Raw genomic sequence first — 12,225 nt, 5'->3', positions numbered from 1 at the left:
TTGCATCCGGGCTACGAAGCGCGCTTTGGTAGGGAGGACATGCCGCAGCCTTGTTGGCGGCTGACATCCGGATGGCGAACAAACCTTCGGCATGTCCACCCTACAAGGCCGTATACCTTGCACATGAACCTAGGATCCACGCAGCGTTTTCCACCGGAGCAGGTTCATGGTCGGCCGCAAATCACCGGATCACGCCTATGGCGTACACTGCGCGACTATGAGCGATAGCCACACCATCCCCCACACCCAATTGCCGATCACTGCAGCCGTCAGTTGCTCCAACTGCGCAGCGTGCTGCTGCCAGCTAGAAGTGATGCTGATTACCGACACCGGCGTGCCGCAGCGCTACATCGACACCGACGATTGGGGCGGCGAAGTCATGCTGCGCCTCGACGACGGCTGGTGCGCGGCACTGGATCGCGACAGCATGCGCTGCACCATCTACGAGGTGCGCCCGCTGATCTGCCGCGAATTCGAAACTGCCTCCCCAGAGTGCCTGGACGAGCGCAAGGGCATGACCAGCATCTACCGCTGATTCAACCCGAGCGGTGCGCATAAAAAAACCGGATCGAAATCCGGTTTTTTATGCCCCTGAGGCGACCTAGAAGGTCATGCGGTAATGCAGGGTATAGGCCTCGATACCGTCATTTGGCTGCTTCAGACCGGCGTTGGAATAGTGGATTGCCCGCAGGCCCACTTCCTGGCCGGCGAAGCGCATGCCGACACCGATGCGGTCTTCAAACTGGAAGGACGACCCCAGGTCGCGGTCTTCGAGTTCGGTATTGGCGAATGCGGCGATACCGATGCCGGCTTCGATATAAGGCTGTACGTTCTGCCCGGCAAACTCGTAGACGAATACCGGTGCGATCGAAACGCTGTGGTTGCTCGACGTTTCATCGCCGTCCCAGTAGGTGTAGCCCGCATCCCAATAACCCGTCAGCCGACCTACATCGCTCTGCCACCAGCTTCGATTGAAATCGAATTGCGTCCCCAGGCGATAGACCATGGTGGATTCGCTGCTCTGGCCAATGGCGAAGGTCACATCAGCCGCTTGCGCAGCACCAATTCCTGCCATGGAGATGGCTGTGCATGCAGCCAAGGTGATCAGTTTCTTCATCGGAATATCCTTTTTTTGACGAGACAACCCCGGTGGGTCAGCTAAGCGTCGCGCAATGCCAGTACTTAGAAACCCGATTTATATCAGCAGTCGGACTTAATATTGTCAAACGACTGTATTAATGACTGTTCGCCCCATAAAAGGGTCAATAAATTTTCCATCTGTGGGGCATTGCCGCTGGACCAGAATTGCGCCGGCCGTGCTGGACCATCGGCTAATAATTTCCGCTCATCGAGTAGCCGTTGCAGCTGCCGAGCCACGGCAGCACCGGTGTCGATCAGGCTGACCGAGTCCGGCACCAGGGTGCGCAGCAGTGGTTTGATGAAGGGATAATGGGTGCAACCGAGAATCAGCGTGTCGCAGCCTTCCGCCAACAGTGGTGCCACGTAGCCATAGAGCATGGCGCGGGTCTCGTCACTGCTCAGGTCGCCCGCTTCGATGCGCTCGACCAGCCCCGGACACGGCTGAGTCACCACTCGCACATCGCTGGCGAAGCGGTCGAGCAGCGCGGCGAACTTGGCGCTCTTCAGCGTTCCGGTGGTCGCCAGCACGCCGACTACACCTGTGCGAGTGGCCGCCGCAGCGGGCTTGACGGCAGGCTCCATGCCCACCACCGGCAGCTGCGGATACTGCTCGCGCAGGTCTGCTACGCCAGCCACGGTCGCGGTATTGCACGCCAGCACCAGCCCCTTGGCGCCGCGCTCAAGGAGAAACGCGGCGATCACCCGGCAGCGCTCGCGAATGTAGTCGGGGCTTTTCTCACCATAGGGCACATGGCCGCTGTCGGCCACGTAGAGCAGCGACTCGTTGGGCAGCAGCGCGCGAATCTCGCGCAGCACCGACAGCCCGCCGACGCCGGAGTCGAACACACCAATTGGCGCCTCTCGCTGACTCATATACTTACCCACTGCAGCCAAGTGTAGGGTGGACATGCCGAAGGCTTGTCCACCACGCAGACAGTAACGGTGGACGAGACTGCCGCCATGTTCACCTAGGCTTCGCCACAGACGCTGCAGGCTGGATCGCGCTTGACCCGCAGCTCGCGGAAGCGGCTGCCCAAGGCATCGATCAACAGCAGACGGCCCACCAGCGGCTCGCCGAACTGCGCCAACAGCTTCAGCGCCTCCAATGCTTGCAAGCTACCCACCACTCCAACCAGCGGCCCGACCACGCCGGCTTCGCTGCAGGTCAGTTCGGCTTCGCTGCCGTGACCGTACAAACAGTGATAACAGGGGCTTTCGGTGCGGCGCGGGTCAAACACCGACAGCTGCCCTTCCAGGCGAATCGCCGCACCGCTGACCAGCGGTTTTGCCGCGGCTACGCAGGCGGCATTGACCGCTTCGCGAGTGGCGAAATTGTCCGAGCAGTCGAGCACCAGGTCCACTGCCGCCACCGCCGCGGCGAGGGAGTCACTGTCCAGCGCATTGCGATGGGCCTGCAAACGAATCTGCGGATTGATCGCACGCAGCCGCTCGCTGGCCGAGTCGACCTTGCTCTGGCCAATGCTGCGGGTGTCATGGGCGATCTGCCGTTGCAGGTTGGTCAGGTCGACACTGTCGAAATCGGCCAGGTGCAGCTCGCCAACACCAGCAGCCGCCAGGTAAAGCGCCACCGGCGAGCCCAGGCCGCCAAGGCCGACGATCAGCGCGCGGCTGTTCTTCAGGCGCAGCTGGCCTTCAATGTCGATCTGTTGCAGGAGAATCTGCCGGCTGTAACGCAGCAGCTCTTCGTCATTCAGCATGTCGTGCGGGCTCATGGCATCACTCATTATCGAAGCGTCCCAGACTGATGCGCTCATGGCCGCCCAGGTCACGGCGGCTTTCGACCGCGCCGAAGCCACGCGCGGCAAGCAGATCGCGAACGGCGGCGGCCTGGTCGAAACCATGTTCGAGCAGCAGCCAGCCGCCGCGTTCAAGATAGTCCGGCGCCTGCTCGATGATCAGGCGAATATCGTCCAACCCATCGCGACCTGCCACCAGCGCACTGCTCGGTTCAAAGCGCACGTCGCCCTGGGCAAGGTGCTGATCGTCGACAGCGATATACGGCGGATTGCTGACAATCAGTTGAAAACGTCGACCTTGCAGCGCGCCAAACCAGTGGCTTTCGAGAAAAACGGCATTGTTCAGCGCCAGACGCCTGCGATTGCGCTCGGCCAAGGCCACCGCTTCGGCCACCCGGTCGACGCCGGTGAGTTGCCAGCCGCCGCGTTCGCTGGCCAGCGCCAGGGCAATGGCGCCGGTCCCGCTGCCCAGATCAAGCACCGCGGCCGGCGTCGCGGGTAGCAGCGCGAGAGCGGTTTCCACCAGCAGCTCGGTATCCGGCCGCGGGATCAGGGTATGCGGCGCCACCTCCAGCTCCAAGCTCCAGAACCCCTGCCGGCCCAGGATGTACGCAACCGGCTCGCCGGTCCGGCGCCGCGCCAGGTCCGCGACGAACCGCGCCTGCTGCGCTGCATCAACGTCACGCTCCGGCCAGGTGCGCAGGTAGCTGCGCGACTTGCCCAGAACGTGGGCGAGCAACAGCTCGGCATCCAGCCGCGGGCTTGGCGAGTCGGGTAGATCGGCGGTGTTGAGCAGCGATTCGATGGTGACCATATTGTTCTCGTAGGGCGGATCGGGGCGCGTAGCTCGCGCTTTATCAATCCACCGCCGACTTCTGGTGGATGAAAAAAGCCTCATCCTCCCTACATGGCGCATGGCGTAGGGTGCGCAGTGCGCACCGCAGACTCAATCGCCCAGCGCGGCCAACTGATCGGCCTGGTATTCCACCAGCAGCGGCTCGATCACCGCATCCACGCCGCCAGCCATCACTTCGTTGAGCGAATAGAGGGTCAGATTGATGCGGTGGTCGGTAACCCGGCCCTGGGGAAAGTTGTAGGTGCGAATGCGCTCGGAGCGGTCGCCGGAGCCCACCAGCAGCTTGCGCGAGTCGGAAATTTCCTTGTGCGCGGCGGCTTCCTGCTGATCCTTCAATTTCGCCGCCAGCCAGGCCATGGCCTTGGCGCGGTTCTTGTGCTGCGAGCGCTCTTCCTGACATTCGACCACGGTGCCGGTGGGAATGTGGGTGATGCGGATCGCCGAGTCGGTGGTGTTGACGTGCTGGCCACCCGCGCCGGAGGAGCGGTAGGTGTCCACGCGCAGGTCGGCCGGGTTGATGTCGATGGCCATCTGCTCGTCCGGCTCGGGCAGCACCGCCACGGTGCAGGCCGAGGTGTGAATGCGGCCCTGGGATTCGGTCTCGGGCACACGCTGCACGCGGTGGGCACCGGATTCGAACTTGAGCTTACCGTAGACGTTGTCGCCCTCGACCCGGGCGATCACTTCTTTATAGCCACCATGCTCGCCTTCGCTGGCCGAGAGCACCTCGATGCGCCAGCCGCGTCGTTCCGCGTAACGTGAATACATGCGGAACAGGTCGCCGGAGAAGATCGCCGCTTCGTCGCCACCGGTGCCGGCCCGTACTTCGAGGAACACGTTACGGCCGTCGTTGGGGTCTTTAGGCAGCAGCATGCGCTGCAGGGTGGCTTCCAGTTCGATCAGTTGTTCCTTGGCCTCGGCGACCTCTTCCTCGGCCATCTCGCGCATGTCGGGGTCACTGTCCTTGAGCAGCGCCTGGGCGCTCTCAAGATCGTCCTGCACCTTGCGAAACGCGCGGAACGCCTGGTTGACCGGCTCGATCTCGGCATATTCCTTGGAATAGGCGCGAAACTGCGTCTGGTTGCCGATCACTTCCGCATCGCCCAGCAGCGCGGTCAGTTCTTCGTAACGATCCTGCAGCAGATCGAGTTTATTGAGCAGTGACGCTTTCATTGCAGACCTTATTTGTTGACCGAGCCGCTATGGGTCGAAGCAGGCGGCGCGCCCTCGTCGAGGGCAAAGAGTTCCTGGGCGACACCGAGCGCATCGATGCGGCCCTCGGCAGACAGTTTTTTCAGCTGCACGCTGGGTGCGTGCAGCAACTTGTTGGTCAGGCCGCGCGCCAGCAGCGCGACCACTTCTTCGGCCGGCGCGCCGTTGCTCAGCATGCGCAGGGCCTTGGCCAACTCCTCGTCGCGCTGGCGTTCGGCCTGGTGGCGGTAGGCCTTGAGCACATCCACCGCCGCCAACTCGCGCAGGCGCAGCATGAAATCGGCGGCGCCGGCGGCCACCAGTTCCTCGGCGGCCTGGGCAGCACCCTGGCGGCTCTTGAGGTTTTCCGCGATGACCTCGTGCAGGTCGTCGACGGTGTACAGATAGACATCGTCCAACTGACCGACTTCCGGCTCGATGTCCCGCGGCACGGCGATGTCGACCATGAAGATCGGCTTGTGTTTGCGCTTTTTCAGCGCCCGCTCGACCGCGCCCTTACCGAGAATCGGCAGCTGGCTGGCGGTGGAGCTGATGACGATATCGCTGTTGACCAGCTCATCGGGGATGTCCGAGAGCAGCACCGCATGGGCGCCGAACTGTTCAGCCAGGCTGCTGGCGCGTTCCAGCGTGCGATTGGCTACGACAATGCGCTTGACGCCCTGGTCGTGCAGGTGACGCGCCACCAGGCTGATGGTCTCACCGGCGCCGATCAGCAGCGCCTGGCTGCGGTGAAGGTCGCTGAAGATCTGCTTGGCCAGGCTGACCGCGGCAAATGCTACGGAGACCGGGTTTTCACCGATCGCGGTGTCGGTGCGCACGGTCTTGGCGGTGCTGAAGGTTGCCTGGAATAACCGCCCCAGCAGCGGCCCCAGGGTACCTGCCTCGCGCGCCACGGCGAACGCGGATTTCATCTGGCCGAGAATCTGCGGCTCGCCCAGCACCATCGAGTCCAGACCCGACGCCACGCGCATCATGTGCCGCACCGCAGCATCGTCTTCGTGGATGTAGGCGCAGGCACGCAGCTCGTCGAGGCTGAGCTTGTGATAATCGGCCAACCAGGCCAGCACCGACTCGACCGTCAGGCCGTCCTGCTCGAGATAAAGTTCGCTGCGGTTGCAGGTCGAGAGGATCGCCGCTTCGCGGCTGCTTGTGCGCAGGCAGAGCTGCTGCAAGGCCTCGACCAACTGCTCCGGGGTAAATGCCACGCGCTCGCGGACATCCACCGAAGCGGTCTTGTGGTTGATGCCGAGAGCGAGAAAGGCCATGCGGGTCGCTGAGCTGAACGGGAGGCGCGCAATTGTCCTACGTCGCCTGATTGAGAACAACCACCGCCGACCATTGTCCTAAGCAGGCAAGATTACCGCTCTAGCCTATCCGGCCTAGCCCCCATGGGCTTGCCCAACGGCTTGTGTCATGATGCCGCGACTGCAGGTTGGCCACATATCTCCCTATGAATAGATCCCTCGCGTTGCTGACTGCCGCCGCTCTACTGGCTGGCTGTCAAACATTTGCCCCTTCCGAACCAGACGGCGTACCGCCGGTGGAAGATCCGTCCGTAGCTGCGACAAAGCCAGAACCGCTGGTGTACGGCTCGTTCAGCGAGGAAACGCTATTCGCGCTGCTGACTGCCGAACTGGCCGGGCAACGCAACCGTTTCGATATCGCCCTCGACAACTATGTCGCACAGGCGAACGCCACCCAGGACGCTGGAGTGGCCGAACGCGGTTTCCGGATCGCCGAATACCTGGGCGCCGACCAGGCTGCGCTCGACACTGCCGCGCTATGGGCGAAGAACGCGCCGGACAGCATCGATGCGCAGCGGGCGCTGGCCATTCAACTGGCGCGCGCGGGCCGTTACGACGAATCCATGAGCGCCATGGAGAAAGTCCTGCAGGCGCAGGGCAATACCCATTTCGACTTCCTTGCCCTGTCGGCCGCCGAGTCGGACCCCGACACCCGTGCGGGGCTGCTGCAGAGCTTCGACCGGTTGCTGGGGAAATACCCGGAAAACAGCCAGCTGCTGTTCGGCAAAGCCTTGCTCCTGCAGCAGGACAACAAGCCAGAACAGGCGCTTGAGCTGCTCCAGCAGCAACCCGAGCAGACTGAAATTGCTCCGCTGTTGTTGCAGGCGCGGTTGCTGCAAGGCCTGAAGCGCGGCGATGAAGCCTTGCCGCTGCTTGAGGACGGCATTCGCAAGCACCCGAACGACAAGCGTCTGCGCCTGACCTATGCGCGCATGCTGGTCGAACAGGACCGCCTGGAGGACGCTCAGGCCGAATTCGCTTCGCTGGTGCAGCAGTATCCCGACGATAACGACCTGCGCTTCTCCCTGGCGCTGGTGTGCCTGGAAGCATCCGCCTGGCGCGAAGCCATCGTTTATCTGGAGGAGCTGATCGAGCGTGACAGCCACGTCGATTCGGCGCGCTATAACCTGGCGCGCGCGTATGAAGCGCTGGAACAGCCAAACCAGGCCATCGCCGAATACGCGCTGGTCGGCCCTGGAAACGATTACCTGCCGGCGCAGGCGCGGATGGCCGAACTGCTATTCGATAGCCAGCGTGGCGACGAAGCCGTGCGGCGACTGGGTAAAGCTCGTCAGGCACAGCCCGATTACGCCATTCAGCTGTACCTGATCGAATCCGAGGCGCTGGCCAAACAGCAGAAAAACGACGAGGCCTGGCAGGTTATCCAACAGGCGCTGGACGAATTCCCAGAAGACCTCAACCTTCTTTATACCCGCGCCATGCTCGCCGAAAAGCGCAATGACTTGGACCTGCTGGAGCGGGACCTGCGCTTTATTCTTGAGCGCGAGCCGGAAAACTCGATGGCGCTCAATGCACTTGGCTACACCCTGGCCGACCGCACCACGCGCTACGACGAGGCAAAGAAGCTGATCGAACAGGCCCATCAACTCAACCCGGAAGACCCAGCCATTCTCGATAGCCTGGGTTGGGTGAATTACCGCATGGGCAATCTGAAGGAAGCCGAACGGTTGCTGCGCCAGGCACTGGAACGCTTCCCCGATCACGAAGTAGCAGCGCACCTCGGCGAAGTGCTCTGGGCCCAGGGCAAACAGGCCGAGGCGCGTGAAGTATGGGCCGGCGCGCTCAAGCAACAACCTGACAGTGCCATCCTGCGCAGCACGCTGCTGCGCCTGACCGGAGCAGAGACGCTTTGATGCTTATCCGCAATGCCATCCTTATCGGCTTGATCGCCCTGCTCGCCGGCTGTGCGGGCATGGCCTCCCGCGAATCCCTCGAAGGCCAGGGTAATTCAGCCGACTGGCAAACCCACAAGCGCAATGTCGCGGCATTGGATGCCTGGCAGATCAACGGCAAGGTCGGCATTCGCGCGCCCAAGGATTCCGGCAGCGGCACGCTGTTCTGGTTGCAGCGACAGGATTACTACGACATCCGCCTGTCCGGCCCGCTCGGCCGCGGTGCGGCGCGCCTGACCGGTCGCCCTGGGGAGATTCTGCTGGAGGTGGCCAACCAGGGCCGCTACAAAGCCGCTTCACCAGAAGCGCTGCTGCAGGATCAGCTCGGTTTGAACCTGCCGGTATCGCACCTGCTGTGGTGGATTCGCGGCCTGCCCGCACCGGACAGCAAGAGCCGCCTGACCCTCGACGGCGACAGCCGCCTGGCGCAACTGAGCCAGGATGGCTGGCAGGTCGACTACCTGCGCTACGCCGAGCAGGATGGCTACTGGCTGCCCGAGCGGATCAAGTTGCAGGGCCGCGACCTGCAGATCACCCTGGTGATCAAGGACTGGCAACCGCGCCAGCTCGGCCAGTGACATGCATGGCACCACCCTAAGCCTGCCCGCGCCGGCCAAGCTCAACCTCATGCTGCACATCCTCGGCCGCCGCGCCGATGGGTATCACGATTTGCAGACGCTGTTCCAGTTTCTCGATCATGGCGACGAGCTGCACTTCGCTCCGCGCGAGGATGGCGAAATCCGTCTGCACAGTGACATACAGGGCGTGTCCCACGACGACAACCTGATCGTGCGTGCGGCTCGCCAGTTGCAGCAGCATGCCAACTGCGCTTTGGGCGCCGATATCTGGCTGGACAAACGTCTGCCCATGGGCGGCGGCATCGGCGGTGGCAGCTCGGATGCGGCAACCACCCTGCTCGGCCTCAATCACCTCTGGCAACTGGCGTGGGACGAGGACCGCCTGGCTGCCCTGGGGTTAGGCCTGGGCGCCGACGTGCCGGTGTTCGTACGCGGTCGCGCGGCCTTCGCCGAGGGCGTCGGCGAGAAGCTACAGCCGGTCGAACTGAGCGAGCCCTGGTTTCTCGTCGCCATTCCGCAAGTCCTTGTCAGCACAGCGGAAGTTTTCTCCGACCCCGAGTTGACACGGGATACGCCGCCCATTAAAGTTCGCAGCCTTCTTGAAGGGGGTGGTCGTAACGACTGCCAACCGGTCGTTGAGAAGCGTTACCCAGATGTTCGTAACGCTTTGATCTTGCTGAACAAATTTGTTCCAGCCAGATTGACCGGAACTGGAGCTTGCGTGTTTGGGAGCTTCCCAAACCAGGACGATGCTGATAAAGTCGCCCGCCAACTTCCAGCCACTCTGCCAAGTTTTATTGCCCAGGGTCGCAACGTTTCGATGTTGCACCGCAAGCTCGAAGCACTGGCAAGGAAGTGAATGCATAGCATCAGATACAGGGGCGTCGCCAAGCGGTAAGGCAGCAGGTTTTGATCCTGCCATGCGTTGGTTCGAATCCAGCCGCCCCTGCCATAACTGCTTTCGAGCAGCTACGACTGACAAGCGGCATTGGTTACACACACGATACAGGGGCGTCGCCAAGCGGTAAGGCAGCAGGTTTTGATCCTGCCATGCGTTGGTTCGAATCCAGCCGCCCCTGCCATTTTCTATACTCATCCAGGTATACCCTCAGCCGGCAGGTACTGCGCGTGTCCAAGATGATGGTCTTTACGGGGAACGCTAACCCCGATCTGGCGCGACGTATCGTACGTCAGCTGCATATCCCACTCGGCGATGCCTCTGTCGGTAAGTTCTCCGATGGTGAAATCAGCATTGAAATCAACGAAAACGTTCGCGGTAAGGACGTATTCCTGATTCAGCCGACATGCGCGCCTACCAACGACAACCTGATGGAACTGGTAGTGATGGCCGATGCCTTCCGCCGCTCCTCAGCGACTCGAATCACTGCAGTCATCCCCTACTTTGGCTATGCCCGCCAGGATCGCCGTCCGCGCTCCGCTCGCGTGGCCATCAGCGCCAAAGTAGTGGCCGACATGCTGACCGTCGTCGGCATCGACCGGGTTCTTACCGTCGACCTGCATGCGGATCAGATTCAAGGTTTCTTCGATATCCCGGTAGATAACATCTACGGTTCCCCAGTACTGGTGGACGATATCGAAGACCAGCGCTTCGACAACATGATGATCGTTTCCCCGGACATTGGCGGCGTGGTGCGTGCACGTGCCGTGGCGAAGTCCCTGGGTGTTGACCTGGCGATCATCGACAAGCGTCGTGAAAAGGCCAACCACTCCGAAGTGATGCACATCATCGGTGACGTCGAAGGCCGTACCTGCATCCTCGTCGATGACATGGTGGATACCGCCGGCACCTTGTGCCATGCGGCCAAAGCACTGAAAGAACACGGCGCCGCCAAGGTCTTCGCCTACTGCACCCACCCGGTACTCTCGGGCCGTGCAATCGAAAACATCGAAAACTCGGTGCTGGACGAACTGGTGGTGACCAACACCATCCCGTTGTCCGCCGCCGCTCAATCCTGCTCGCGCATTCGCCAGCTGGATATCGCACCCGTAGTCGCTGAAGCGGTTCGCCGCATCAGCAATGAAGAATCGATCAGTGCGATGTTCCGTTAACCGGGCATCAAGCTGAACGCAACGCGCCCTGCTCATTTTAAGCACGGGCTTTTTACTGAACCGTCCGGTCGCTGGTCGCAAGCGTAAAGGACGGTTTGGTTATTTTGGAGAAGTGAAATGACTGATTTTAGCCTGAATGCCGAAGTGCGTTCCGACCTGGGGAAAGGTGCGAGCCGCCGCCTGCGTCGTAACGTAGCCATGGTTCCTGCCGTAATTTACGGTGGCGAAAAAGCTCCACAATCGATCAGCCTGCTGGCCAAAGAGCTGGCCAAACTGCTGGAAAACGAAGCGGCTTTCAGCCACGTTCTGAACTTGACCGTAGATGGCAAGAAGGAATCCGTGCTGATCAAAGCCCTGCAGCGCCACCCGGCCAAAGGCTTCGTACTGCACGCTGACTTCGTTCGCGTCATCGCTGGCCAGAAGCTGACCGCTCACGTACCGCTGCACTTCATCAACGAAAGCACCTCCGTTGGCGTTAAGAAAGGCGGCGAAGTACTGCACAGCACCAACGAAGTCGACGTTTCCTGCCTGCCGAAAGACCTGCCGGAGTTCATCGAAGTCGACATGGCCAAAGTTGAAGTCGACCAGACCGTTCACCTGTCCGACATCAAACTGCCGAAAGGCGTTGAGCTGGTTGCCCTGGCCCACGGTAGCGATCTGCCGGTTGCCAGCATCCACATGCCGCGAGTTCGTGTAGAAGACAGCGAAGGCGAAAGCACCGCCGAGTAATTGGCGGGCTGCGCACCCAGTGCGCGCCAGTATCACGAAAGGGCTCCTGTATGACCGCCGTACAACTGATCGTTGGCCTGGGTAACCCCGGCCCCGAATACGACCAGACCCGGCATAATGCAGGGGCCCTTTTTGTTGAGCGCTTGGCGGATAGCCAACGCGCTAACCTCAGCGTTGATCGCAAATATTTCGGCTTGGTGGGCAAGTTCAGCCATCAAGGACGCGACGTTCGCCTGTTGATTCCCACCACGTTCATGAACCGCAGCGGCCAGGCCGTAGCGGCGCTGGCGAATTTCTTCCGCATTGCGCCGGAAGCCATTCTGGTGGCCCACGACGAACTCGACATGCCGCCAGGCGTCGCCAAACTCAAACAGGGTGGCGGGCACGGCGGGCATAACGGACTGCGCGACATCATCGCCCAGCTCGGCAATCAGAATAACTTCCATCGCCTACGGCTTGGCATCGGCCATCCGGGGCACAGCAGCCTGGTCTCCAACTTCGTCCTCGGCCGCGCGCCGCGCAGCGAGCAGGAACTGCTGGACGCCAGCATCGACTTCGCCCTGGGCGTGATGCCGGAAATGCTTGCCGGTGACTGGAGCAAAGCGATGCACAAGCTGCACAGCCAGAAAGCCACCTCTTAATTTCTTACCGCCATTCGCGCGAGGG

At 61.8% G+C, this 12,225-nt stretch carries 13 protein-coding genes and 2 tRNA genes; 9 read left to right on the top strand and 6 right to left on the bottom strand.

From position 1 onward, the window contains the following. The first annotated feature begins 217 nt into the window (after positions 1-217). Positions 218-535, top strand: coding sequence for a YkgJ family cysteine cluster protein (locus ACX0MV_RS12550; RefSeq protein WP_458983195.1), 318 nt, complete (start codon positions 218-220; stop codon positions 533-535). Between the two features lie 66 nt (positions 536-601). On the opposite strand, the gene ACX0MV_RS12545 is transcribed toward ACX0MV_RS12550, so the two are convergent. From ACX0MV_RS12545 to hemA, 6 genes are all read right to left on the bottom strand, one after another. Beyond that, positions 602-1,117, bottom strand: coding sequence for an acyloxyacyl hydrolase (locus ACX0MV_RS12545; protein WP_458982848.1), 516 nt, complete (start codon positions 1,115-1,117; stop codon positions 602-604). Positions 1,118-1,200: 83 nt separating this feature from the next. Next, positions 1,201-2,013: a glutamate racemase gene (murI, locus tag ACX0MV_RS12540; protein WP_458982847.1), complete on the bottom strand. Its 813-nt coding sequence runs from the start codon at positions 2,011-2,013 to the stop codon at positions 1,201-1,203. A gap of 95 nt (positions 2,014-2,108) precedes the next feature. Beyond that, positions 2,109-2,858 carry a molybdopterin-synthase adenylyltransferase MoeB gene (moeB, locus tag ACX0MV_RS12535; RefSeq protein WP_458983194.1) on the bottom strand — a complete coding sequence of 250 codons (750 nt, stop codon included), beginning with the start codon at positions 2,856-2,858 and terminating at the stop codon, positions 2,109-2,111. Positions 2,859-2,877: 19 nt separating this feature from the next. After that, positions 2,878-3,711 carry a peptide chain release factor N(5)-glutamine methyltransferase gene (gene prmC, locus ACX0MV_RS12530; RefSeq protein ID WP_458982846.1) on the bottom strand — a complete coding sequence of 278 codons (834 nt, stop codon included), beginning with the start codon at positions 3,709-3,711 and terminating at the stop codon, positions 2,878-2,880. Between the two features lie 132 nt (positions 3,712-3,843). Beyond that, on the bottom strand, positions 3,844-4,926 hold the full coding sequence (prfA, locus tag ACX0MV_RS12525; RefSeq protein ID WP_458982845.1) for a peptide chain release factor 1: 1,083 nt from the start codon (positions 4,924-4,926) through the stop codon (positions 3,844-3,846). 8 nt (positions 4,927-4,934) lie between these two features. Beyond that, the gene (gene hemA / locus ACX0MV_RS12520) at positions 4,935-6,230 is read right to left on the bottom strand and encodes a glutamyl-tRNA reductase (RefSeq protein ID WP_458982844.1); all 1,296 of its coding nucleotides are present in this window, start codon (positions 6,228-6,230) and stop codon (positions 4,935-4,937) included. Positions 6,231-6,415: 185 nt separating this feature from the next. Here hemA and ACX0MV_RS12515 point away from each other — a divergent pair, with 185 nt between their 5' ends. From ACX0MV_RS12515 to pth, 8 genes are all read left to right on the top strand, one after another. Further along, entirely contained in the window at positions 6,416-8,143 is a 1,728-nt protein-coding gene (locus tag ACX0MV_RS12515; RefSeq protein WP_458982843.1) for a tetratricopeptide repeat protein, read from the top strand. Continuing rightward, on the top strand, positions 8,143-8,760 hold the full coding sequence (gene lolB, locus ACX0MV_RS12510; protein ID WP_458982842.1) for a lipoprotein insertase outer membrane protein LolB: 618 nt from the start codon (positions 8,143-8,145) through the stop codon (positions 8,758-8,760). Before ACX0MV_RS12515 ends, lolB begins: the two co-directional genes overlap by 1 nt. A 1-nt stretch (position 8,761) precedes the next feature. Continuing rightward, on the top strand, positions 8,762-9,619 hold the full coding sequence (gene ispE / locus ACX0MV_RS12505) for a 4-(cytidine 5'-diphospho)-2-C-methyl-D-erythritol kinase (protein ID WP_458982841.1): 858 nt from the start codon (positions 8,762-8,764) through the stop codon (positions 9,617-9,619). A gap of 18 nt (positions 9,620-9,637) precedes the next feature. Then, positions 9,638-9,712: transfer RNA gene (locus ACX0MV_RS12500), tRNA-Gln, on the top strand. A 55-nt stretch (positions 9,713-9,767) separates the two neighbouring features. Beyond that, positions 9,768-9,842 (top strand) — tRNA-Gln (locus ACX0MV_RS12495). A 46-nt stretch (positions 9,843-9,888) separates the two neighbouring features. Further along, the gene (locus tag ACX0MV_RS12490) at positions 9,889-10,830 is read left to right on the top strand and encodes a ribose-phosphate pyrophosphokinase (protein WP_458982840.1); all 942 of its coding nucleotides are present in this window, start codon (positions 9,889-9,891) and stop codon (positions 10,828-10,830) included. A gap of 117 nt (positions 10,831-10,947) precedes the next feature. Further along, positions 10,948-11,559, top strand: a complete 612-nt coding sequence (locus ACX0MV_RS12485) for a 50S ribosomal protein L25/general stress protein Ctc (RefSeq protein ID WP_458982839.1) — start codon at positions 10,948-10,950, stop codon at positions 11,557-11,559. A gap of 50 nt (positions 11,560-11,609) precedes the next feature. After that, complete coding sequence (gene pth, locus ACX0MV_RS12480) at positions 11,610-12,200, top strand: aminoacyl-tRNA hydrolase (protein ID WP_458982838.1); 591 nt, start codon at positions 11,610-11,612, stop codon at positions 12,198-12,200. The last annotated feature ends 25 nt before the right edge of the window (positions 12,201-12,225 follow it).

This window comes from Pseudomonas cistanchae (assembly GCF_054483635.1).
This window is presented reverse-complemented; position numbering and strand designations above follow the sequence as displayed.

What these genes read in the sequence shown, in the direction of transcription:
- ACX0MV_RS12550 (WP_458983195.1), top strand. Translation starts at nt 218, where the DNA reads ATGAGCGATAGCCACACCATCCCCCACACCCAATTGCCGATCACTGCA.
- ACX0MV_RS12545 (WP_458982848.1), bottom strand. Translation starts at nt 1,117, where the DNA reads ATGAAGAAACTGATCACCTTGGCTGCATGCACAGCCATCTCCATGGCA.
- murI (WP_458982847.1), bottom strand. Translation starts at nt 2,013, where the DNA reads ATGAGTCAGCGAGAGGCGCCAATTGGTGTGTTCGACTCCGGCGTCGGC.
- moeB (WP_458983194.1), bottom strand. Translation starts at nt 2,858, where the DNA reads ATGCTGAATGACGAAGAGCTGCTGCGTTACAGCCGGCAGATTCTCCTG.
- prmC (WP_458982846.1), bottom strand. Translation starts at nt 3,711, where the DNA reads ATGGTCACCATCGAATCGCTGCTCAACACCGCCGATCTACCCGACTCG.
- prfA (WP_458982845.1), bottom strand. Translation starts at nt 4,926, where the DNA reads ATGAAAGCGTCACTGCTCAATAAACTCGATCTGCTGCAGGATCGTTAC.
- hemA (WP_458982844.1), bottom strand. Translation starts at nt 6,230, where the DNA reads ATGGCCTTTCTCGCTCTCGGCATCAACCACAAGACCGCTTCGGTGGAT.
- ACX0MV_RS12515 (WP_458982843.1), top strand. Translation starts at nt 6,416, where the DNA reads ATGAATAGATCCCTCGCGTTGCTGACTGCCGCCGCTCTACTGGCTGGC.
- lolB (WP_458982842.1), top strand. Translation starts at nt 8,143, where the DNA reads ATGCTTATCCGCAATGCCATCCTTATCGGCTTGATCGCCCTGCTCGCC.
- ispE (WP_458982841.1), top strand. Translation starts at nt 8,762, where the DNA reads ATGCATGGCACCACCCTAAGCCTGCCCGCGCCGGCCAAGCTCAACCTC.
- ACX0MV_RS12485 (WP_458982839.1), top strand. Translation starts at nt 10,948, where the DNA reads ATGACTGATTTTAGCCTGAATGCCGAAGTGCGTTCCGACCTGGGGAAA.
- pth (WP_458982838.1), top strand. Translation starts at nt 11,610, where the DNA reads ATGACCGCCGTACAACTGATCGTTGGCCTGGGTAACCCCGGCCCCGAA.